Annotated in this window: 21 protein-coding genes; 8 read left to right on the top strand and 13 right to left on the bottom strand. The window is 61.1% G+C overall.

From position 1 onward, the window contains the following. Positions 1–123: 123 nt before the first annotated feature. The 5 genes from RFM41_RS12255 to RFM41_RS12235 all read right to left on the bottom strand — a co-directional run bounded on the left by RFM41_RS12255 (position 124) and on the right by RFM41_RS12235 (position 4,800). Positions 124–1,089 (bottom strand): alpha/beta hydrolase, encoded by a 966-nt coding sequence (locus RFM41_RS12255; protein ID WP_320245471.1) that lies wholly within the window; start codon positions 1,087–1,089, stop codon positions 124–126. A gap of 5 nt (positions 1,090–1,094) precedes the next feature. Further along, a complete protein-coding gene (locus RFM41_RS12250) occupies positions 1,095–1,772 on the bottom strand; it encodes an isochorismatase family protein (protein WP_320245470.1) in 678 nt (225 codons plus the stop codon). A gap of 27 nt (positions 1,773–1,799) precedes the next feature. Continuing rightward, positions 1,800–3,098 (bottom strand): M24 family metallopeptidase, encoded by a 1,299-nt coding sequence (locus RFM41_RS12245; protein WP_320245469.1) that lies wholly within the window; start codon positions 3,096–3,098, stop codon positions 1,800–1,802. Positions 3,099–3,397: 299 nt separating this feature from the next. Beyond that, positions 3,398–4,375 carry a GlxA family transcriptional regulator gene (locus RFM41_RS12240; RefSeq protein WP_320245468.1) on the bottom strand — a complete coding sequence of 326 codons (978 nt, stop codon included), beginning with the start codon at positions 4,373–4,375 and terminating at the stop codon, positions 3,398–3,400. Beyond that, the gene (locus RFM41_RS12235; RefSeq protein ID WP_320245467.1) at positions 4,372–4,800 is read right to left on the bottom strand and encodes an NUDIX hydrolase; all 429 of its coding nucleotides are present in this window, start codon (positions 4,798–4,800) and stop codon (positions 4,372–4,374) included. Before RFM41_RS12235 ends, RFM41_RS12240 begins: the two co-directional genes overlap by 4 nt. A gap of 88 nt (positions 4,801–4,888) precedes the next feature. On the opposite strand from RFM41_RS12235, the gene msrC reads away from it, so the two are divergent. Further along, positions 4,889–5,392: a free L-methionine (R)-S-oxide reductase MsrC gene (gene msrC, locus RFM41_RS12230; RefSeq protein WP_320245466.1), complete on the top strand. Its 504-nt coding sequence runs from the start codon at positions 4,889–4,891 to the stop codon at positions 5,390–5,392. 25 nt (positions 5,393–5,417) lie between these two features. Here msrC and RFM41_RS12225 read toward each other — a convergent pair whose 3' ends face one another. Continuing rightward, entirely contained in the window at positions 5,418–6,521 is a 1,104-nt protein-coding gene (locus tag RFM41_RS12225; protein WP_430691478.1) for a YeiH family protein, read from the bottom strand. 183 nt (positions 6,522–6,704) lie between these two features. Here RFM41_RS12225 and RFM41_RS12220 point away from each other — a divergent pair, with 183 nt between their 5' ends. Next, on the top strand, positions 6,705–8,138 hold the full coding sequence (locus RFM41_RS12220) for an aldehyde dehydrogenase family protein (RefSeq protein ID WP_320245464.1): 1,434 nt from the start codon (positions 6,705–6,707) through the stop codon (positions 8,136–8,138). Positions 8,139–9,009: 871 nt separating this feature from the next. Here RFM41_RS12220 and RFM41_RS12215 read toward each other — a convergent pair. Next, positions 9,010–9,792 (bottom strand): aspartate/glutamate racemase family protein, encoded by a 783-nt coding sequence (locus RFM41_RS12215; protein WP_320245463.1) that lies wholly within the window; start codon positions 9,790–9,792, stop codon positions 9,010–9,012. Between the two features lie 104 nt (positions 9,793–9,896). On the opposite strand from RFM41_RS12215, the gene RFM41_RS12210 reads away from it, so the two are divergent. Next, a complete protein-coding gene (locus RFM41_RS12210; RefSeq protein ID WP_320245462.1) occupies positions 9,897–10,826 on the top strand; it encodes a LysR family transcriptional regulator in 930 nt (309 codons plus the stop codon). Between the two features lie 40 nt (positions 10,827–10,866). On the opposite strand, the gene RFM41_RS12205 is transcribed toward RFM41_RS12210, so the two are convergent. Together RFM41_RS12205 and RFM41_RS12200 are read right to left on the bottom strand one after the other, a co-directional pair. Then, positions 10,867–11,382, bottom strand: coding sequence for a hypothetical protein (locus tag RFM41_RS12205; protein ID WP_320245461.1), 516 nt, complete (start codon positions 11,380–11,382; stop codon positions 10,867–10,869). A gap of 256 nt (positions 11,383–11,638) precedes the next feature. After that, positions 11,639–11,821, bottom strand: coding sequence for a hypothetical protein (locus tag RFM41_RS12200; protein ID WP_320245460.1), 183 nt, complete (start codon positions 11,819–11,821; stop codon positions 11,639–11,641). A gap of 326 nt (positions 11,822–12,147) precedes the next feature. On the opposite strand from RFM41_RS12200, the gene RFM41_RS12195 reads away from it, so the two are divergent. Then, positions 12,148–12,312 carry a hypothetical protein gene (locus RFM41_RS12195; protein WP_320319264.1) on the top strand — a complete coding sequence of 55 codons (165 nt, stop codon included), beginning with the start codon at positions 12,148–12,150 and terminating at the stop codon, positions 12,310–12,312. A 133-nt stretch (positions 12,313–12,445) separates the two neighbouring features. On the opposite strand, the gene RFM41_RS12190 is transcribed toward RFM41_RS12195, so the two are convergent. Together RFM41_RS12190 and RFM41_RS12185 are read right to left on the bottom strand one after the other, a co-directional pair. Continuing rightward, positions 12,446–12,679 carry a hypothetical protein gene (locus RFM41_RS12190; protein WP_320245458.1) on the bottom strand — a complete coding sequence of 78 codons (234 nt, stop codon included), beginning with the start codon at positions 12,677–12,679 and terminating at the stop codon, positions 12,446–12,448. Positions 12,680–14,487: 1,808 nt separating this feature from the next. Further along, complete coding sequence (locus RFM41_RS12185) at positions 14,488–15,312, bottom strand: class II aldolase/adducin family protein (RefSeq protein WP_320245457.1); 825 nt, start codon at positions 15,310–15,312, stop codon at positions 14,488–14,490. A gap of 110 nt (positions 15,313–15,422) precedes the next feature. Here RFM41_RS12185 and RFM41_RS12180 point away from each other — a divergent pair, with 110 nt between their 5' ends. Then, entirely contained in the window at positions 15,423–16,958 is a 1,536-nt protein-coding gene (locus tag RFM41_RS12180; protein WP_320245456.1) for a winged helix-turn-helix domain-containing tetratricopeptide repeat protein, read from the top strand. A 256-nt stretch (positions 16,959–17,214) separates the two neighbouring features. Here the strand turns inward: RFM41_RS12180 and RFM41_RS12175 are convergent, their stop codons facing one another. After that, entirely contained in the window at positions 17,215–17,940 is a 726-nt protein-coding gene (locus tag RFM41_RS12175; RefSeq protein ID WP_320245455.1) for an ArsR/SmtB family transcription factor, read from the bottom strand. 148 nt (positions 17,941–18,088) lie between these two features. On the opposite strand from RFM41_RS12175, the gene RFM41_RS34175 reads away from it, so the two are divergent. Continuing rightward, the gene (locus RFM41_RS34175) at positions 18,089–18,640 is read left to right on the top strand and encodes a GFA family protein (RefSeq protein WP_441338893.1); all 552 of its coding nucleotides are present in this window, start codon (positions 18,089–18,091) and stop codon (positions 18,638–18,640) included. Positions 18,641–18,704: 64 nt separating this feature from the next. Here the strand turns inward: RFM41_RS34175 and RFM41_RS12170 are convergent, their stop codons facing one another. Next, positions 18,705–18,995 carry a YjiS-like domain-containing protein gene (locus tag RFM41_RS12170; protein ID WP_320245454.1) on the bottom strand — a complete coding sequence of 97 codons (291 nt, stop codon included), beginning with the start codon at positions 18,993–18,995 and terminating at the stop codon, positions 18,705–18,707. Between the two features lie 213 nt (positions 18,996–19,208). On the opposite strand from RFM41_RS12170, the gene RFM41_RS12165 reads away from it, so the two are divergent. Continuing rightward, entirely contained in the window at positions 19,209–20,723 is a 1,515-nt protein-coding gene (locus tag RFM41_RS12165; RefSeq protein ID WP_430691483.1) for a winged helix-turn-helix domain-containing protein, read from the top strand. Positions 20,724–20,835: 112 nt separating this feature from the next. Then, entirely contained in the window at positions 20,836–22,191 is a 1,356-nt protein-coding gene (locus tag RFM41_RS12160) for a heterodisulfide reductase-related iron-sulfur binding cluster (RefSeq protein ID WP_320245452.1), read from the top strand. The last annotated feature ends 99 nt before the right edge of the window (positions 22,192–22,290 follow it).

The raw sequence follows: 22,290 nt of genomic DNA, 5'->3' as shown, positions 1-22,290 counted from the left end.
GCAACTCAATCGTCTCGGCCCAGCCGTCATCAACAAGCGATTCGTGTGTCATCCCCAGCGTAGAATCACAACCGATTCCGCGCCGCAATCCCTATCTTAGCGCCTATGCCCACAAGGGGGAGATTAGCGCTCGTCGCCGGCGCCCAGCCTTACGATATCGCCAACAATCCTCGCAAACGCCTCCGCCGCGCTCGGCACCGTTGGGCGCGCCCGCAGAAAGCTGTGCACCAGCCGCGGCTCCTCGCGCCACCGCGCTTGCCCGCCGGCGGCGAGGATGCGGTCGCGGTAGATCTCGCCGTCCGACGACAGCGGATCGCATTCGGCGGTGACGATCACCGTCGGCGGCAGGCCGGAGAAGTCACGGTCCTTGAGCGGCGAGAAGGTCGGGTCGTCCGCCGACTGTCCAGGCGCGGAGCGGATACGCCGATAGAACTCGATATCGGCGACGGTGAGCAGCGGCGCCTCGGCGTGCTCGACATACGAGCGCCCGGTCTCGTCGCCGCCCAGGCCGGGATAGATCAGCATCTGGCCGACCGCATGCCGGGGATGGTGCCGCGTCGCCTGCGCCATCGCCGCGGCGAGATTGCCGCCGGCGCTTTCGCCGCAAAGCACGATCGGCAGAGCGCTGGTCGCGGCGACCCATTCGAACACTGCCAACGCATCGTCGAAGGAGGCGGGATGGAGATGCTCCGGCGCCAGCCGGTAGTCGGCCGAGATTACCTCGAAGCCGGTGCCAGCGCAGATTTCGGCGCAGATGTCGTCATGGCTGTCGAGGTCGCCGAGGACGAAGCCGCCGCCGTGATAGTAGACGACGATGGCCGCTGCGTTGTTCGCCATGTGGTAGCGCCGCACTGGAATGGCATGCGCGGCTGTGGCAACGAGGCCGTCACTAGTGACGACGCCTTCAGGGTGGCCCCGGTGGAATGCCACACACATTTTGTCGTAGACCGCGCGCTGCTCGGCAATGGGTGCAGCGACGATCTCCGGCGGGTACCAGCTGTTGACCTCGTCGATATAGTCCCAGAGTTTCGGATCGAGCCGGTCGGCATATTTGCCGCGGCTCGCCGAATTGCCTGGGTTGCTGGCCACGGCCGTCAGAGCTCGGCGTAAAGCTGCGCCGCGTTCTCAAAGGTGAAACGCAGCGGCACTGAGCCCTCGACCTGCCACACCTTCACCGTATCGCCGGCCATCAGCCGGCAGGCGTCCAGCGTGTTGGTGACGGCGCCGCCATAGAGACGGTTGGCGAGGTTGAGGATGCCGGTCTGGTGCATGGCGGCACTCGCGCTGCCGCAGGCGTCCTTGACCAGCAACACGCGAAACCCGCGCGCCACTGCATCCTTCACCGTGGCGTCGATGCAGGCCTCGGTCCAGACGCCGGCGATCACCAGCCATTCGATGCCGGCGGCCTTGAGCTTGTCGCCAAAATCGTTCTTGCCGAAGGCGCTGGCTTCCTGCTTGACCAGCATGGCTTCGTTGTCCTGCGGCGCCACCTCGCGGCAGATCGCCGTCAGCGGGTCGTCCTTGTCGGAAAAGGCCGACTTGCCGCTTTCGTCCACCGGATGGAACGGTCGCGCCTCGGCGAGGTCGACGATGTAAGCCCAGTGGTGGAGCGGCACGAAATTGCGCCGCGCCGCTTCCTGCAGGCGCTGGACATTGGCGAGGATGTCGCCAAACCCCTCGACCAGATAGCGTTTGTCCTTGCGATGCTCCTCCTGGAGATCGATGAACACCGCGGCCACAGTGCCGCGCCGGATGGAAATGGGCGTTTTCATGCGGATATTGCTGTCGATGCGTCGGCGCTACTTGTCAAGAAACTCGTCTTCATAAGGGAAGCGCGAAAGCAGTTCCGTGCCGGTCTCGGTGATCAGGATCTCGTCCTCCAGCTTGACGCCCTCGCGGCCGCCTTTCTCGCCGATGTAGCTTTCGACGCTCACCACCATGCCGGGCACGATGATGCCGTCGCGGCCATAGGTCTCGTAGTCCATCGAGTGCGCGATGAAAGGCGTCTCGCCATGCATGCCGACGCCGTGCATGACAGAGGTGTAGCGCTGGTCGACGAAGCGGTCCGGGATCTTCCACGCCTTCTCGGCGATCTCGCGGAAAGCCATGCCGGGCTTCACGATGCCAATATTGTGCTGAACCTGGTCGTGCGCCATGCGGTAGAGCGACTTCTGGTAGGGCGTCGGCTTGCCCGGACCGCAGCGGAAGGTGCGCGAGAAGTCGGAATAGTAGCCGTAGCACCCGATCGTGTCGGTATCGAGCGCGACCAGCTCGCCCGGCCTGATCTTGCGGCCGCTTGCCTCGTTGAACCACGGATTGGTGCGCTGCCCGGAGGTGAGCAGCCGCGTCTCGATGAACTCGCCGCCCTGGCGGATCACCTCGTGGTACATGATGGCGAAGAGCTCGTTTTCGGAAACGCCGGGCTTGATCGCCTCGCGCACCGCCGCCACCGCCGCTTCGGCGCCGGCCATCGAGGCCTGAAGGCATTTCACTTCCTCGGGCGTCTTGACCGCGCGCACCGCCAGGATCTCGCCCTGGCAATCGCGGACCTCGCAGCCGCGCTTTTCGAGCGCCAGCGCCTGCAGATGGCTGCAGCGGTCGAGGCCGAGCTTCATCGACCCGCCGCCATGCTTCTTGAGCAGTTCGGTGATCTCTTCGGCGAACGGCCCGGCGGTTTCGTCGTCGCGACCGGAGACGGAGGACCAGACCAGCTTGGAAGGCCGCGCCTCGTCGATCGTGTCGAGCACCATGGAGACATGGTAGCTCTGCGGGTATTCGAACAGCACGATCGGTCCCTCGGTCGGGATGAAGAAGTACCGCGTCGAGTTGCGCAGGAAATAGCCGAACATGTTGCGCGAGCCGGTGGCGTAGCGCTGGTTGTAGGGATCGAACAAAACGACGCCGCCATAGCCCGCCTCGCGCATCCAGTCGCGCAGCTTCGCCAGCCGGCCCTTGCGCAGCGCGTCGGCATCGATGAAGGACGGCTCGGTGTCGGAGAGCCACATGCCGCTGGCGGGATCGGCCGCGGCCGGGTGGCGCATGCGGTCCTTGAAGTCCACATCCTCGGTGCTGTCGGGGTCGAAAACGACGATGCTCATGGGAGGCCTCCTGTTCTCGCGAACATAGCGGGGCCGTGGAAGATCGCCGTGCGGAATTCCGCAGATGTTGTGCTGGGTGCCGCAGGCAAGCAAGCGCCGCAATCCTTCGCGCCCCCTCTGTCCTGCCGGACATCTCCCCCACAAGGGGGGAGATCAGATGTCGCGCATGGCTTCGCCAACCTCACACGTCGAAAGGAAGAGCCGGCGCTGGAACCGCCAATCTCCCCCCAAGTGGGGGAGATGTCCGGCAGGACAGAGGGGGGCGCTGTCCCGCCAGCGTCTCGCCTTCTAGCGACTGCCTAATGCCGCCGCATCGCCTTGGGCGCGTGCCCATGCTCCTCGCGAAACGCCCTTGCAAAGCTCGACATCGACGCAAAGCCGCAGGCCAGAGCCACATCGCGCACCATCAGCGTCGAATGCGCCAGCAGATCGGCGGCGCGCTTCAGCCGCAGCCTGCGGTAATATCCGTTGGGCGAGACGTCCAATTCGGCGCGGAAATTGCGCTCAAGCTTGTCTGGCGACACGCCGAGCCTTGCCGCAAGCTCCGCCATGCCGAGCCGCTCCTCGACCGCGTCTTCCATGATGGCGATGGCCGACAGCACCAGCTCGTTCTGGACGCCGGTGCGCAGCCTGAGCGGCATCAGCTTGCGGTCGACGGAGGAGCGCAAGGGAGAGTGCACGAACCATTCGGCGACACCCGCCGCGATCTCGGCGCCATAGTCCTGCGTGATGATCTCCAGCATCATGTCGAGGCTGCCGACGCCGCCGGCCGAGGTGAACCGCTTGCGGTCGATGACGAAGAGATCGCGCCTGAGCTCGATATCCGGAAAAGCCTCGGTGAAGGCGGCCTGGCTGGTCCAGTGCAAGGTGCAGGCGTGGCCGTCGAGCAGGCCTGCGCGGGCGAGGAAGAAGGCGGCGTCGGCGACAGCGCCGATATGCGCGCCGCCGCGCAGGCTTTTGCGGATCCAGCTCATCGCCTCGTCGGCCACGACATGGTCGGCATCGCCACCCGAGCAGACGACGATGCGGTCGACCTTCGGCGCATCAGCGGCCGAGAAGCCCGGCTGGATGACGACGCCGTTGGAGGCCTCGACCGTGCCTTGATCGGCGCCGACGATCACCCATCGATAGCAGTCGCGCTTGGCGAGAATATTGACGGCGCGCAGCGGCTCGATGACGGAAGAAAACGCCATCATCGGAAAGCCGGGGAAAACCAGTACGGCGAAGGTGAGAGGCGCTCCGCCCGTCGCCTGTTTTTCCGCGTTGCGTGAATTCATGGTTGGCGGCCGTAGCGCGGCAGGACGAAGGTGGCGGTCAGTGGCGCGAGTTCGATGCCGGCCGCCGCCTCCGGATCAAGCCACATCATCTCCTCGATCTCCGCCGCCGCGATCGGCTCGCCGGTGATGGAGAGCTCGAACAGCTCGGCCTCGACATGGGCGTCCGGTTCATTGGCGGCGGGCGCCGAGAAGGAGCCGAGATGGAAGGCCGCGGCCGGATCGACGGCAATGCCCAGCTCCTCGCGCAATTCGCGCGCCAGGGCGACGGCGGGCAACTCGCCCGGTTCGATCTTGCCGCCCGCCTGCATGAAGGTGCTGGTGCCGCGTTTGCGCACCAGAAGCAGCCTGCCGCCGTCGTCGCGGATGACAGCGGCGGCGATGCGGATCGTCCTGGCTCTCGTGGTCCTGGAATGGCTGGAAGTCACGATAGGCTGTTTCCCGGCGGCGGTTTTGGTGGCAGAGAGATGAACTGTAGCTGGCCGAGCAGCCGGCTTGCAACGGAGAGATCAAGCGATGTTCGCGGCAACGGCAATCGACACAAGCAACAAGCCGGCCTTCTACAAGGAGTTGGCGGTGCAATTAAAGGCGCTGCTGGAAGGCGAGGGCGATTCCGTCGCCAATGCCGCCAACACGGCGGCGCTGATCTACCAGATGGTGCCGGACCTCAACTGGGCCGGCTTCTATTTCCTCGCCTCCGAGGACGAGCTGGTGCTCGGGCCCTTCCAGGGCAAGCCCGCTTGCGTGCGCATCGCCGTCGGCAAGGGCGTCTGCGGCAAGGCCATCGAACTCGACATGTCGATGCTGGTCAAGGACGTCAACGAATTTCCCGGCCACATCGCCTGCGATGCCGATTCGCGTTCCGAGCTGGTGGTGCTGTTGCGCGATGCCGAAGGCGCCTTCGGCGTGCTCGACCTCGACAGCCCGCTGCCCGGCCGCTTCGACAAGGAAGACCAGGCCGGCATCGAGAAGCTCGCCGCGATCTATGTCGCGGCGTGTGAGTTCGATGACGAGGACTGAGGCGTGAGGCGGGTCTCGGCCTGCCTCAAGCAAATTTCACTAGCATCAGGCTGAACGCGGCGATGAAGATGAAGGCCGAGAAGGCCACCATCAGCGGCCGCAGGCCGCGCGAGCGCAGCTGGGAAATATCGGCCTGCAGGCCCATGGCGGCGAGACCCATGGTCAGCATGATCTGTGCGGCCAAAGCGATCGCCGAATGGATCTGCGCCGGGATCGCAACTAGGCTGTTTGCCGCCACCACCGCCACGAAAGCCGCGACGAACCAAGGCATCGGCGGCTTGGCGCCGGAAGCATCGCTGTCGCCGCGGCGTGCCATCAGGCCGAGCGCGATCACCATCGGCGCCAGCATGGCGACGCGCGTCAGCTTGGCGACGGTCGCCGTCTCGCCGGAGAGCGTGCCGTTCTGGAAGCCGGCGCCGATCACCTGCGCCACCTCATGGATCGAGGCGCCGGCCCACAGGCCGAAGGCGTGCTGGTCGAGGCCGAAGACCGGCGCCAGCAGCGGGAAGCCGAGCATGGCGACGGTGCCGAACAGTGTGATCGCGGCAACGGCATAGGTGACATCCTCGTCGCGCGCATCGGTGACGATGTTGGTGGCGACGATCGCCGAGGCGCCGCAGATCGAGGTGCCGGCGGCGATCAGCTGCGCGAGCTTCCGGTCGACGCCGATCAGCCGGCCGAGCGTGACGGTGAACAGGAAGGTGGCGCCGAGCGTGGTTGCGACGATGCCGACGCCGCCAAACCCGATGCCCGCCACCTGGCCGAGCGTGAGCTGGAAGCCCAGCAGCACGATGGCGAAGCGCAGCAGGCGCTTCTGCGAGAAGGCGATGCCGGCCTTGGCATGGGCAGGCACGCCGAGCACGTTGGAGTAGATCATGCCGGCGACGACAGCGAGTATCATCGGGCTGAACAAGGTGAGGCCGGAGAAGCCGCGCGCCGAATAAGCAACGCTGGTGATCATCGCCACCAGGACCAGTCCCGGCACAGCGCCGGTTGAGAGCGAGGTCAGGGCAGGGCGCTTGCGCTCGGCTTGGGCCGAGTTCAGACCGTTTGGAAGATCGTTCGCGGTGACGGGCAGGAAAGACAATTGAATTCTCCAGGCACTTTCGCCGCCGGAATGCCATTCCATAACCAATCTTTCCAACGAATTATTCGGGTTATAACGATCGATTTTTGCGAACGATTGTTGCCAGCCGACTGGCTCAATGGCCGACGCTTGCGTTTGACAGGGCACATGCCGCATCGTTATTTCTGACGATATACGACGATCATCTCACCACATCGAGCAGCCGCGGCCCGCAAGGAGCAAACCATGTCACACGATCTGCAGTTCTATATCGACGGCGCCTGGGTCGATCCCGTGGTGCCGAACACCACGGACGTCATCGACCCCTCCAACGAGGACGCTTTCGCCCAGATTTCATTGGGCTCCAAAGCCGATGTCGACAAGGCCGTGGCCGCCGCCAAGCGCGCCTTCGCCACCTACGGCTTCACCTCGGTCGAGGAGCGCCTCGATATCCTGAACCGCGTCATCGAAGTCTATAAGAAGCGCAGCAAGGATCTGGCGCTCGCCGTTTCGCGCGAGATGGGCGCGCCGCGTCAGATGGCACTGGACAGCCAGGTCGGCGTCGGCCAGGCGCATCTGGAGAAGATGGCCGCGGTGCTGAAGACCTTCCAGTTCCGCCACATCAAGGGCTCCTCGCTGATCGTCAAGGAGCCGATCGGCGTCGTCGGCCTGATCACGCCGTGGAACTGGCCGCTCAACCAGATCACCTGCAAGGTCGGTCCCGCGCTTGCCGCCGGCTGCACCATGGTGCTCAAGCCGTCCGAGATCGCGCCGCTCGATGCCATTATCTTCGCCGAGATCATCGACGAGGCCGGCGTGCCGAAGGGTGTCTTCAACCTCGTCAACGGCGATGGCCCGACCGTCGGCCAGGCGCTGGCAAGCCATCCGGATGTCGACATGATGTCCTTCACCGGATCGACCCGCGCCGGCATCCTGGTCGCCAAGGCGGCGGCCGACACGGTCAAGCGCGTGCATCAGGAGCTCGGCGGCAAGTCGGCCAACATCCTGTTCCCCGATGTCGATCTGGAGCGGGCCGTCACCAAGGGCGTCGCCGGCTGCTTCGGCAACAGCGGCCAGTCCTGCAACGCGCCGACCCGCATGTTCGTGCCGCGCGACCGTCACGAGGAGGCGGCCGGCTACGCCAAGAAGGCGGCGGAGAAATTCACTGTCGGCCCGGCCGATGCGCCCACCTCGAAGCTCGGCCCGGTGGTGAGCCAGATCCAGTTCGACAAGATCCAGGATCTGATCCAGAGCGGCATCGACGAAGGCGCCACGCTGGTCGCCGGCGGTCCCGGCCGCCCGGCCGAGCTCAACCGCGGCTACTACGTCCGCCCGACCGTCTTCGCCAATGTCACGCACGACATGCGCATCGCCAGGGAAGAGATCTTCGGGCCGGTGCTGTCGATCTTGCCTTACGACACGGTTGAGCAGGCTGTGGAGCAGGCCAACGACACGGTCTATGGTCTGGCCTCCTACATCCAGGCCAAGGACATCGAGAAGGCGCGCGACGTGGCGGCGCGCATGCGCTCCGGCAATGTCTACATCAACTATCCGACCTGGGATGCCGGCTTGCCCTTCGGCGGCTACAAGCAGTCCGGCAATGGCCGCGAATATGCCGAATACGGCCTGGAGCATTTCCTCGAGATCAAGGGCATCGCCGGCTATGAGGCGGCTGAGTAGCGCTCGCCTGTTTTCAGGTTAAAGCCAAAGGATCAAAAAAGCGCGGTTCCAGCCGCGCTTTTTTATAAGGCGGTTGAGCCTGAATTGGTCCCTATATTCAAAGCCCTGTGCGCGTTGAGACACCGCTTGGCTTAATGAGATGACTGGCGTCTACCGGATCTAAAGCGCGTCGCGATCTTTCAGATTCGCTCCATGCGCTTTAGGTTTTTTGGTTTTACGCATGTTCTTTATCCCGAAACCGGATCCCACTTTCGGGAGACATGCTTTAGCCGATCGCATCGGGGCTGGCTAAATGCATGTATTTTTCGAACAATCGGACCTTTGCTGAGTATCCGAGCCGCAGCGCCTTTTGGCAACCTCGGCATTTGAATGTGGCTGCGGACTTAAACCAGGAGCCTTTGCGGATAATCGGATGCTGGCAGCTTGGACACTCAAATCTGAGTTCTGCGCTATTGAGGCTTTGAGGGATCGCCATCGGCCACACGCTTTCTATTGCATCACCGACGGCACGCTAAAGTAGCGATGTTTCAGTTCTGCGACTGCTAGGCACCGGTATTGTAACGAGAGTGGCTCCTGGCAGTGGAAGTGCTAACGGCCAAATGCTCTGGCCGGTCGACTAAGCGGTTGATTACAAGCCAAACTTTCCTCGAAACGTGCCAGAAAGGATGTTTGGTAAGGGTTAGTTCAACCCGAAGCGCTATTGTGAAGGTGGCGGCTCCAGCTGGGGGCGGGGGTTGCGTTAGGCTAGAGCCGCCTGCACGGTCATTGTGTGGCAGTAGACCGCGCTGTTTCAGAATAGGACAACACGGTCTATGATTAGTTAACGCTAATATAGAGCGTCGGAGCCGGGTCGCTTGGCCTTGCGCACATCTCAGACATGACCGTAGAAATCCCGGTGCGCGGCGACTGAATAAGCGTAGTCCAGCAAGGTAGACCAGCTGAACACCGGCATGTCGATTGCCCGCTGTATCGCCCGGCCAAAGGGCTGAAACCCGGTGCACTCGAGCACCATTGCCCTCATGGCGGGATGGGCGGCGGCGAAGTCCTTCGCCACCTTGACGATGTCGCGCTCCGCCAGACCGTAATCCGCGGTCGGGATTTCGGGCCGGATGTCCTTCGTCCAGAGGGTGTCGAACTGGGGCGTCTTGCCGTTGTCCTTCGCGCCGTGAACGACGTAGTTCGTTCCGAGCGTCACGCCCACGGAGGTCAGGTGCCGGTCACTGAGCCGGTCGCCCTCGGCGACCAGAATGCCGACGACCCGTTCCGGGCCGATAATCATCTGCGCGAGAGGCACCTGCAGCAGGCTCGATGCGAAGACCGGCACATCGACGCTGGCCGCGATCTCCTTCTGGAACCAGGCGAAGTAGCCGCATTCGGCGGCGATCGCCCGACATCCCATGCGCTCCAGCTTCCGCGCGGCCCTGACGATCGGCTCAAGCAGGGCCTTCTTGTCGTCCCCACGGACGAGGTTCTGGATGTCGACACCTTCGGCGATTTCATACTGGATCGGGAAGGGATAGGCGCTGGCGTTCCGCACATCGCCGGGAAAGCCCGGGTACACCTCATCGAGGATGATGATGCCCAGGCCCATTCCGTAGCAGGAATGGTTTTTGCGGGCATGAATTCGTTGAATTCCTGAGTCGCGAGCCGTCATTCCAAGTCTCCGCATATCGTTGCAGCGGAAGCTAGTTGCTTATGAATACGCGAGGAAATAGCGTTTCGTTATGGTTGTCCGAACACGCTTATGAAGGTGCCGTCATGCTTTCCCGACGCGATGAGATATCCGTGCGGCGCGTGCGCAGCCTGCTGACGGTGCTGGAGCTGAACTCGTTCACCCAGGCGGCGGAAGAACTGGGCCTTACCCAACCGGCCATCTCGCAGCACGTCACGCAGCTGGAAAAGCAGCTGGGCTTCGCACTGCTGGTTCGTCACCGCGAAGGGCTTCGGCTCAGCCCCGCCGGCAGCGCGCTGCTGCCCGCCCTGCGGCGGCTCGTTGCGGGCAACGAGGCGATCGTCGACCAGCTTGCCTCGCTCAGCCTCGGCACGGAGCAGATCCTGCGGGTTGCGAGCGTGGCGTCCTTCGCCGCGATGTTCATCGGCCCCGCCTTCCATGCGCTGCGGTCCCGGTTCCCGAACCACGTGCTCGATATCGTGGAGATCGACAGCGAGGAGACGTTCCAGCTTGTGAGGTCGAACGAGATCGATTTCGGGATCAGCAGCGTCTTCGTTCCGTCGCCCGGTCTCTTGTTCGAACCGCTTTGCCAGGACGGCGCCTGTGTCGTCCTGTCGACGTCGCATCCGCTTGCCGCGCGATCCGAGCTGGGTGACGAAGATGTGCTCGCCCAGCCTTTCATCCGCTTTCCCTCGGGAACGACATCGGGCAACTGGCTCGCCATGATGTCCGAGCGGTCCGGCCTGCAGCCAAAGACCGTCGTCGAGGTCCGCCAGCTCATGACCGGCTGCCAGCTCGCGCAGCAGAATATCGGCCTGACCGTCGTCCCCGAGATCGCCGCCAGATCGTGCCCGCTGCCCGGCCTCGCCGTGGTTCCCTTGCGGGACGGCCTGCCGTCGCGCAAGCTGGGTGTGGTCACCAGCGAGTTTCACCAACCGTCGGACTTCGAGAACGCCGTTCTCTCGCAGCTCCGCGAAATGACCTGGCCGGTCCGGGGTATTTACGCGGGCAGATAGCCATCCGATAGCGAAAAGGCGACCGAAACCACCGGGCAGCTCACGGATTCGTCCGTCGAGCGAAATGTTCATACGTCATACGCCAGGGGTCGCTATCGGCGGCCCTTTCCTCTCCGATCCAGTGAAAGCTGTCGTTCGTGATCTCGGTGAAGCACCATCTCGCTTGCAGGCCGCGCGAGTCTTCGCCGATCTGGACGATGTCCTTGCCCTCGGCTCGTCCGATCTGGCGCGAATAATCCTGGTTGAGCGGATCGCTCCAGATGATGTGCCAGCCGCCGATCCCGGGATCGAAGATGCGCAAGGTCGTGCCATACATGGTGGATGGGGCAGGGCGCCTGGGCCTGATCCAAAGGTCCTGAATGGCGCGGCCCTGAAGCACCCAGCCGAAATGGCATTCTCCGGTCGATTTCAGGATTGCGCCGCCATCGAGGTGGCGGACCGTATTCATGTCCCAACTCCCGATCAGCCATCCGTAGAGGTTCATGTCTATGGTTCGGTCGGCCGAAGGATTGTCGGACCCGAGCGCGGCAAGAAACGGGGACATTGCGATCGGCATGGTTTTCTCCCAAGGGATAAGCAAGCGAAACAGAACTGTTGCAGCGCTGCGACTTCAGAACTTGGGAAAAATTGCTGAAGTATCGGTTTGGATGGGATTGCCGAGGGAACCGGTCGGCAGAGGCTCGGTTCCAGGCGGCTGGCGTCTCTCATGGAAGATATGCCCGACGGGCGAGCGGCAGCCGCCACTCCACTTCGAAGCGCAAAAGGCCTCGCCAGCGAGGTGCCGGCGAGACCTTTTCAGCGCGGCTCGCCGATTAGCGACGATCGCTTCCACGACCTCCGTGCTGGCCGCCATTGTTGGCCGCGCCCAGGCAAATGCTATAGTAATCGTCATGGTTGCTGCACGAAGTGACGGTCGTCTGCTGAGCAAAAGCCGAACCATACAGACCAGAGACGGCAACAACGGCGAGAATTACATTGCGAAGAAGCTTGGACATTTCGATTTTCCCTTTGTTTAATTCCGGTCGTGCCGGTCGATGGCGGTTTTCCTGCAATTTGGTTTCGGTTTGATGGCGCTTGAGCGCGAATTTGTTTCGAAATGGCAACTTGGCATATGGCAGGCAGGTCGAGCTGACGGGACGCCTTGCAGGCTGTGACGGCTCGTTTGCATGCAAATGTTTCAGAGGCAGTCGTTCTGGTTACGGGCTCGGTGCTTGCGTGCAATGCAGCGGAAACGAAGGTCGCTCACATAGAGCGCCATCGTGAAGCGGCGGGGATGTCCCCGTTACAGCCATGGCCAATTGAGGATAGGTCTATGTCGATAATGAAGACGCTGAACCGCATGGGCGCGGCCTTGAAATATGCGCAGGATGCCCGCTATCCAACGCGGATGCGGAACGGGCTGCCGTCCGACAATCAATTGGATATTTGCTGGCCGGTAATGCCTACAGCCAAGCACTTGTCGTCGAACACTTGGGGCGCGATCTGAGATAGCGATCGCTCCAAAGCTGGATCGTTGACCTGCAGATGGGCATCATCCCCTTGCAAGCTTCGGGTGACGCGCTGTGACCGCGCTTCTCGGCACCTCCCCAGCGCTTCGCGAGCCTGCCGACGTCTGCGCCTTACCTGCGCCCGGCTTCTATGATGCCGACCATCGCCCGGGTAAATTCGACCATGCTGTTGGCCGTGATCGCCGCATTGTCGGGCGATTGGCCGATGTGCTCGGCCGCTCCGCAACAGGATCGGCGGATGCTGTCGTAGTATGGGTCTCTCTCATCATCCGGCAGTGCCGCCAAATTGAGGGCGCGACCATGGATCATGCGCAACAACTGCGCCAATGCTGTTTCGACACTCATGCGTTTGCTCCGCATCGGTCGAGCGTCTCGGCACACGGAGTGCCGGATCGTCGATCGGGCATATTCCCGATTCGTACAGGCTGCATGGTAGTCATTAATATATCGTTGATTGCTAATATATAGGGCCAACAACAGGGAATTGGGCAAGCAGGAGCGTTGGTGACGGCTGCAACTTATGCATGTGACTTCTGTCACGTTCTGTGCTGCAGCGTTTAGTATAAACCTTGTGGTCGAGGGGGCGGCACGGCCTGCTCGGCCAGGAGGGATGATGACCCTGTCAAATGACCTGCATGACAAGAACCTGACGTTCCAATGTCAACACTGCTCCCAGACGATCGTCAGGAAGGGCTCCTGGATCAAGAGCGTCAGAACCTTCAGGTGCGAAGGGTGCCGATCCGAGATGCGGATGACATATGGGCACAAACTGGCGATCTTCGAACGGCATCGGCACTTGGCATGAAAGGCTCAAAATGAGAGGTTCGAGGCCACGTGTGCCTGCACGCGGCGCGGGTAACATAGCGCCGGCACGCATTCCCATAATCAGCAACCGATGCGAAGAGCTGGCTGGGGAACCTGGATTCCCAGACAGACAAACACGACATCCCAGCTAGATCTTTGAGATCGCTGACAAATCCCGTCCGCAAGAGCCATCTTGCCACAATTTGTGCATCACCTGTGTGCCCGGATCCGAGATTGACGTCAAGGGTCCAATCCGCAGCACATCCACAGTCGCGCTAAGCCGGAGGGAACCTCCGGGCAAATTTTGCCTAGTCTCTAGGTGTCCCCATGAATGACCGTTCTCGCATATTCACGGAATGACCGCTTCGCGCCTAATTCCAGCCACTCAGACGCTATCGAAGATGTCCGTAAGCTGCGATTGAGCTGAGGCGGCATGAATGTCGATGATGGAGTGGAGAGCCGACATTGATCGTGAGCGGCATCGTGCTTATGCAGCTATCTAGCAACCGGTTATGGCCCATCTGCAAGGGTCACAGGTGATTGCGAAACTTACGGTGAATATTGACCAGAAGAGCTACAGAACGGAGCCTTTCATCAGAGGACATGTCCTCCACTCTCTGCGAATGAAAATGTCCGGGACGGCCCGGCGGTTAGACCGCCGGAGTTCTATTTTGAAGCGCCACCTCCCGCAGCTTGTGCTGGTTCTCGTCGCCACGTTGTTCGCCCTGCGCGTCTCGGTCTACTGTGACATCGACGGCGCACCCGCTTTGATCGCGTTCGGCTTGCTGTTGGGCGCCGTTGGGCTTGCCATCCAGTTCCGGTCACGGAAGCCGCCGCGAGGCCGTGACTAGGTGGCAACCATAATTGGCGGTCACCATGGCACGGGATAACAATCTGCCGAGCGCCGCTAGGTTTCTCCAACTCTGGTACGTTCGCCGCATGCACAATCCCCATGTCGGCAACGAGGGCGGCTGCAGAACGGCAGCCACTGCGTGTGACTGACGCTGAGACCTGACAGACTGGTTCCGGCCCCATTTCGGCGATTCGAAGTGGTCGGGAAGGACCAGTCGAGCCCGCTATCGGCCCTTTTTGGCTTCTATAATCGTTCGCCGTTTAATTAGCCACAATATTAGCGGGCAGAGCCCGCCGGATACGCAAGCTATATTGGCCGCGCCAATTTTCGAGGCCTCCTACGAAGCCAGCCGGGACCGATGAATGAACCGTTGGGCTGCCAAAACAGCATAACATCAGCTGTATGGCAGCCCATTTCACTCCAAACAAGGCGGCGGCCTCGCGGCAGCACTTGGTGTCCGCAAGCATCATTTGGCTTCTCATGAGCTTTGCCGCAGCTAATTCAGCAAGTCCGGCTGCAATCTCACGATTTGGTCCCAGAGTGGCTGGCACTGGAACCAGCCAGTGAAGGGAGTTCCGTTCACGGCTCGGGCGGCGCGAGCGTTCGAACCGTCGATCTGGAGTGGCTGGCCGACAGACTCGGCAAGGAACTGCGCCTGACAGCAGCGTTCCATCGCGACGAACCACCAGACAGCCTCCTCGACCGTCTCGCCGACGGTTAGCAGGCCGTGATTACGCAGAATCGCAGCCTTGTGCGGGCCAAGGCAGCGGGCAAGCCCGGCACCTTCGCTCGCCTCTGTAATGAGCACCCGCGCATCGTCGAAGAAAATGTGGTCCTCGTAAAAGGCGCAAGCGTCCTGAGTAATCGGATCGAGCAGACGACCGATCGCGGACCAGGCTTTGCCGTAGATAGAATGGGCATGGGCCGCAGCGACAACTTCCGGGCGGGCCTCGTGAATTGCCGCGTGGATGGCAAAAGCTGAGATATTGGCGGGGCTTTCGCCCTCGACCACGTTGCCCTCGCGATCAACCCGGATCAGGTCGTGGACCCTGATTTGCCCAAAATGCATGCCAAAGGGATTGACCCAGAACGTGTCGGTGAACTCCGGATCGCGCGCGGTGATGTGGCCTGCGACGCCTTCACAGAAGCCGAGCGAAGCGAAGATACGGAAGGCGCCAGCAAGGCGCTGCTTGCGGTGCTGTCGCTCCTCGCGAAGGCTGTCAAAGCTCGGAACGGCGATGCGCTTGAAGACCGGGTCGTAGGCGTCCTTCTTGGCTCTTTCGAGATCGGAGCGGGCCGCCGATTCAACACTTGCACTCATCGTCTCCTCCTATCGTAGCTCGAGCAGACGTTGGAGGAATCGAGGGTCGATGTCCTTAAGCTCTGCTTAAGAGTTACAAAAAGTCTTAAGGGGCCTATAAAATTCGTCATATGCAAGGATGTTGTTTCGTATTCGGTCCTTTCGCGCTCAATGCTGAGACGGGAACGCTGTTTCGACAGCACATCCCGGTTCCTGTCGGCTATCGCGCGCTGCTCCTGCTTGAGGCATTGGTGAAGCGGCAGGGCGAAGTGCTCACCAAATCACAGCTGATTGATGCGGCATGGCCGGGAACGGCGATCGAAGAAGGTAACCTGGCGGTGCAGATCGCATCCCTGAGAAAACTACTCGGCGCCACCCCGGACGGTCAGGACTGGATAGCGACGGTTCCTCGGGTCGGCTATCGTTTCACCGGGGAGATCAAGAGACTAGACGGCGCCACCTACAATCGCGAGGCGGGCGAGCCCGGCCCTTCCATTGCCGTGCTTCCGTTCGCCAACCTAAGCGACGACGTCCATCAGCAATATTTCGGCGACGGCCTCGCGGAAGACATCATCACGCGTTTTGCGCGCTTACGCTGGCTGTTCGTCTCCGCCCGCAACTCATCCTTCACTTATGGTGCCAAGGCGGTGGACGTGAAGCAGGTTGGGCGCGAGCTCGGCGTGCGCTATGTACTCGACGGAAGCGTACGCCGCTCGGGACAGCGCCTGAGGATTACTGCCAGGGCGAGCGACGTCCAAAACGGGCGCCAGATATGGGCTGAACGCTATGATCTTGAGATGGCGGACTTCTTCGCGCTCCAGGACCAGATCGCAGAAAGCGTGATCGGCGCGATTGAGCCAAGGCTCTATGCAGCCGAGCACGAACGCTTCCAAGGCCGGGCGCCTGGCAGTCTTGATGCCTGGGGCTTCACGATGAAAGCGATGCCCTATGTCTGGACATGGGGTTCCGGGCAGGAGATCGAGCTCGCCGAGCGGCTGCTAACCAGGGCCACGGACATCGACCCCGAGTATCCGCGCGCGAACTGCCTGCGAGCTTGGGCGCTTGCAGCGCGGGTAATACTGGGCCTGGCAGACCCTGACGCACTTCCGACCGCCCTCGATATGGCCCATCGGGCGATACGCGGCGACCCGGAAGACCCTTGGACCCACTTCGCCGCAGGTTTTGTGCACATGGCATCGCGTCACTTCGATCGAGCTGTGGCAGCGCTGACCGAGGCGATTGTCCTCAACCCGAGCTTTGCCTTCGCCCACGTAATCTTTGGATGCACTTATGGCTACGGCGGCATGCCTGAAGATGGATTGCACCACCTTGCCATCGCAGATCGCCTCAGCCCTCGGGACTTCACGCAGGCCGCAAACCTATCGACGACGGGGCTGTGCCATTTCGTGGCGAAACGCTTCGCCCAGGCGTCGGAGTACGAAAACCGAGCGGTGGAGCTCCGACCTCATTTCGGGACGGCCTGGCGTACCCTCGCGGCATCGGCGGGCATGGCGGGTGACAGCGTCCTCGCCCGCCAAGCGCTCTCTCAGGCTCGGCGGCTTCACCCCTCCCTGTCCGTTGAGTGGATCGAGAAACACCACCCGATCGTACATGAACGGGACAGGGCTCTGTACATCAAGGGTTTGTGCATCGCAGGGCTAAGGTAGCACAAAAGCTAAACGCGTGGTGCTGCTCGTCGTTTCTGTCTCAGCCTCGATCGTCCAGACATCAATCTCGCAATTCTGTGACATTCGCCCTTCTTGGAAATGGAGTCGCCTGCGTTCCCACGCACCTTTGGTCAGGACGCAAGCCGATGCCGGAAAATTCGAAATCTTTGCGAATTAAATGAGCACACCGTTAGCATGGAGCATCCACCGGATTTGGCGCCAAAATCCGCTTCAGCGACAGGAGTTGGCGACAGGATTAAGTGCATCGCCTGCTATTAATCTTCAGCCCGAAGGCTTCGCGGAAGATCTTTTCGCCTTTCGGAGTTATGAGCACAGCCCTCGTCCCATCCAGCCGCCTTGTCCAGCCGTTGTTCATACTGTGGGTGCAAATGAGAGCGCCTAATCCACCGCCAAGGTGAGATCGACGCTCGCTCCAGTCAAAGCACTGACGGCATAACAAGCCACCTTGTCGGCCGGTTCGTCGGGACAGTAACGGTCGGGTGTCGAGCCCAGCGGCATCGAGGAACGTCAGGCCGGCCTCCGTGACCATCCCTGCCTCGGCGTTAAGTTCCACGAATCCTTGCGCGACCAACGTGTCGGCCAAGGCTACACCGAGCTGGCCCGCAAAGTGGTCGAAGCACGTGCGCGCCTTCCTCAGTTCGGCGTCCCCTCGCTCCGTGGAAAGTCGAGCGCGGTCGGGTTCCAATTCAGCCGCTACTTGCATCATAGTTTCAAGCATCCGTGCCACCGAAGCGCTGGCTAGTCGATGGTAGTGAAATCGTCCCTGCTTCTCCACGCTCAGCAAGCCGACGGCCGTCAATCGGCTCAGATGACCACTCGCCGTCTGCGGCGAGATGCCTGCAACTCTCGACAACATCGTTGTCGTAAGGGCGCGACCATCCATCAAGGCATGAAGCATACTCGATCGAGCCGGATCGCCTGCCAGCGCCGCGATTTCTGCAAACATCGCGTTGGTCGCCATTGCTCAACCCGTCGATGGCTGCTGGTAAGCCTTATTGAAGTCCGATGCTTCGACCGTCACCGTAACATCTCCTGTCTGCTTCCTCCTAGAGTGCCATCGCCCCTGCGCCAGGTGAGTTTGCCGGTCGGTTCAACCAAGGAGACGAGCTGTGAGTTCAGAACATTCCGAACCTCAATCATTAAACGCGAAAGGCACGCCGAAGACGAAAGGCCGGTGCATGTGCGGCGATATCCGCTATGAAATCACGGGGCCAATGTTCGACGTTGTTCATTGCCACTGCGAGAGCTGCCGGCGGCAGAGTTCGAGCCCTTTCGTGACGTTTTTCAATATCGACAAGGCGCAATTCCATTACACCCGCGGAACACCACTATCCTACGAGTCATCGGAGGGTATCGAGCGTACGCATTGTGGACGATGCGGGTCGCCAGTCTCCTACGAAAACTCGCGAGAACTCTCGATCTTCGCCTGTACGCTCGAAGATTTGACGCTCGTGAAGCCGCAAGCACATATCAGGGTCGATGAGATGGTGCCCTGGCTCGTCCTCGGCGATGACTTGCCTTGTTTCGAGAAGGGCCTTCATCACTGCAAACTGCCAATCGTTCATGGTCCTTCCAAACTGCCGCCGCTCAGCGCCGAGCGTGTTAGGGCCAACAGTGATCAGACAAACGCTGGCAGGGACGATTTCCCAAGGGACAGATAGCGATTGAAGCTCGAATTGACCGGTTAAGTCCAATCAATTCAGCGCTCGTTCCGAGCCCTCTGACCTACGCTTCCTGCCGGCAGCGTCGGTCGTGAGCGACGCGGGCCAGCATTTCGGTTTTGTCGGGCCCGATGCTCGACAGGGCATTGGCGATATCCGTAGTCATCAGCCCGATGTCGGCGAGTTCGCGACTGTCCATTCGGGCGAGCGCCGCGAGTTCGCTGCGCATGCGCCAGAATTGCAAGACCAGGATTGGGCCTTTCACCAGCAGGCTGGCGCGGCGAAGTAAGGTCGTGGTCAACGGGGCACGGGGCTGGTTAGCCTTCGGCCGCTGGAAAGCGATTATGGAAGACATTGAAAATCTCCGGTTCCGAGGATTCCCAGTCGCGAACGTCGCGGCTGGAACCCGGAGATTGTCGCCCGTCGACGGGCGTCGCGTCGTGATAGACCCCTGAAACTTGTATTAGATCGAGACGAAATTTCGCCTTGACGAGCGCTGCAGGCGACCGCCCGGATAGGTGAAGTGCCAGTCGACAACTTCTCGGCCTTCAGACATGGTCATCATGCCATGTTTTTCGAATTCGATGGCCATGTGCTCGATCTTCGTCAAGGGCGGCTTCTAAGAGATGGCGCCGACGTCGATTTGCGCCCCAAATCGCTCGCGCTGCTGACCTACCTGATTACAAACGCCGGTAGGATATTGCACAAGGATGAGCTTGTCTCCGAAATCTGGCCGGCAGTGACCGTTTCCGACGAATCCCTCACTCAATGCATCATGGACATTCGACGCGCCCTGGGTCCGGGCGCGGACGGATTGATCAAGACCTTGCCGCGGCGAGGGTATCTTGTCGACGATAGCCGGGTGCACGCGTCCGGAGATGTCGAGCCGAGGCGTCCTGATCCTGTTATCCCAGGCAAGGCTTCGATCGCGGTCCTGCCATTCGCGAACCTAGACGGCCACCCTGAGCAAGATGCATTTGCCAACGGCTTGACCGAAGACCTGATCACGGATCTGTCGCGAAATCCCGGGCTATTGGTCATCGCGCGGCAGTCCTCCCTGGCATACAAGGGCAAGACGACTGACGTGCGCGTCATAGCGCGAGATTTGGGTGTCCGGTTTCTGCTGGAGGGAAGTGCCCGAAGGGCGGCCGACAGGATCCGAATCAACGTTCAACTTGTTGATGCAATCGGTGGAGACCTTCTCTGGGCCGAGCGTTTCGACCGCAGTATTGAGGATGTCTTTGCCGTACAGGATGAAGTGGCAGACAGGATCGTGCAGGCGTTGGTCGGCAAATTGACGCCGCCACTGCCTGTGCGCAATCGCCCGAAAAACCTTGACGCTTACGACCTCTGCGTGAGGGCAAGAGGGCTAATAGCCTCCATGGGCGGCTCTCCGGAGGCGGTCCGGGAGTCGATCCTCCTGCTGAAGCAGGCGATAGCCCTGGATCCCGGTTATGCGGAAGCAATTCGGTGGCTTGGCTTTAATCTCTGGTCGCTTTGGAGCAACGCTATAGACAGCGCCGACTCAAACCTTGCCGAAGCTATAAGATTGGCGGAAGCGGCGGTATCGCTCGATCCGAACGACGGCTCAAACCATTGGATTTTCGGCTACCTCCTAGCTTCTGCAGGCCGCTGGGCAGATTCAGAGAAAGAGTTCGCAGTAACATTTGCCCTCGATCCCAACCATGCCGACGCAATGGTTATGAGTGCAGAATTGACGGTGCTGGCCGGTAGACCGACAGAGGGCATCGACCTCATAAGGAGGGCATTTCGCCTTAATCCGCATCCTTCCGGCTGGTATTACTGGGAGCTTGGCTTCGCGCAATACGCCGCGCGGGACTATGATGCGGCGGTCAAGACATTGCGCGTCGAGGCGACATATCGCACGGGATCACGGCGTATTCTTGCGGCGAGTCTGGCTCAACAAGGACGCAAGGACGAGGCAATTCGCGAGGCCCAGATTTTTCTGGCGAGCAATCCCAGCTTTACGACGAGCGAGTGGGCATCGCGCCAACCGGCTCGGGATGCCGAAACGGTGCAACATTTTGTTGACGGTTATCGCAAGGCTGGTCTTCCTGACTGATTAGCAATCTGCGCGGGCACGAAAGCCTCATCCTTCAAGATTGCCGATTTTTATGTTAATTTCGCAGCAATGTGCGCGTACGGCCCATTCTTCAGGTGACTCGGAGCCCGCGATGCCCCCGGTGAATGAGACGTCCTTCGAGACGGTTCTGGGCGAACGCATCCAGGATATGCTTGATGCTTGCACGCGGTGCTGCAAGTGCGTTGAGGTTTGTCCAAGCGTGGTGCCCGCCGGCATCCCGGATGCGAAGTCCGAAGACCTCATCGGTGGTATTCTCGATCTTGTCCGCACCGGCAAGGGTCCGGAGACGTCGCGCAAATGGGCAGCCTCCTGCATGCTCAGCGGAGAATGCATTAAGGCGTGCGACTACGGCGTCAATCCACGCTTTCTCCTTGCCATGGCACGCCTTAGCGTTGCGAAGTCCGACAAGGAGCCTGCTGAACGACGCCGGCAAGGCGTGGAGAGATACCGCGAGGTCAGCCGCGGTGTAGCGATGCTATCCCGCTTGCAACTCGATACGGAGGTCCTAGAGCGTCTGGGTCAAAAATCAGCGTCAGGATCCCTGCCTGCAGAGCCGGCGGACTTTGTGTTTTACACCGGCTGCAATGTACTCAAGACGCCGCACATTGCCTTGCTTGCCCTCGATATCATGGACGAGCTCGGCATCAGTTACCAGGTGATGGGCGGTCCCAGCCATTGTTGCGGCATTTCGCAACTCAAGGCCGGCGACGCCGAGATGACCGGTCGCATGGCGTCGAACTCGATGGAGAAGCTGTCGCACTCCAGGTTGGGACAGGTGATCACCTGGTGTCCGACTTGCTACGTCCAGTTCACAGAAAACATCCTGCCAACGGTGGAACGACAGCGCGGCTCCCGCCCGTTCGAGATGAACCCGTTCATGCGATTCCTCCGCGACCGGCTGGCGCAGTTGAGGCCCCACCTTCAGCACAGGGTCGACATTCGCGTCGCGCTACACAAGCATCCTGGCGTGGCCGGCGTCGTGGAGGCTGCCACCGAAATCCTGAAGATGGTCCCCGGCGTTGAGCTTGTCGATCTAAAACAGCCGGCGGTGGGTCTGCAGAGCGTGCATGTCGGTGTGCTTCCTAAGTTCAAGCGTGAGTTGCAGCTGAGAGAACTTGAAGCGGCGCGTGACGCGGGCGTTGATGCGCTAGTTGCGGTTTATCATTCCGATCATCGCGAACTGTGTGCTCACGAGCGCGATTGGCCATTCCGCATCATCAATATCCTTGAAGTGGTTGGTGAAAGCATGGGGCTTTATCGGCACGATCGCTATAAGCAGCTCAAGGTCATGCAAGACGCCGATCAGATCGTCAACGAGTGCAGGGACCTGATAGCAAAGCACTCCCTTGATCCCCATGATGCTCGTGAGGTCGTGGGCAGGCTGCTCCTTGGAGACCAGCCGCTTCCTCTTAAGGTCAGCGAGCAAGGCGTCGTGGCGCCGGGTTGAATGTTGGCCTCCTGGCCGGCTGACTTCCGCTTCCGGTCCGCCTGCAGTTGAAAGCTGCTTGTCCGCTTACGGCCCCAGAGGCGACATGCTGCTTTGTGC

It is taken from the genome of Mesorhizobium vachelliae (assembly GCF_033977325.1).
In the GTDB taxonomy this organism is placed as follows: Bacteria; Pseudomonadota; Alphaproteobacteria; order Rhizobiales; family Rhizobiaceae; genus Mesorhizobium; species Mesorhizobium vachelliae.
Note: the sequence above shows the minus strand (reverse complement) of the source record. Positions and strands in the feature narration are given on the sequence as shown.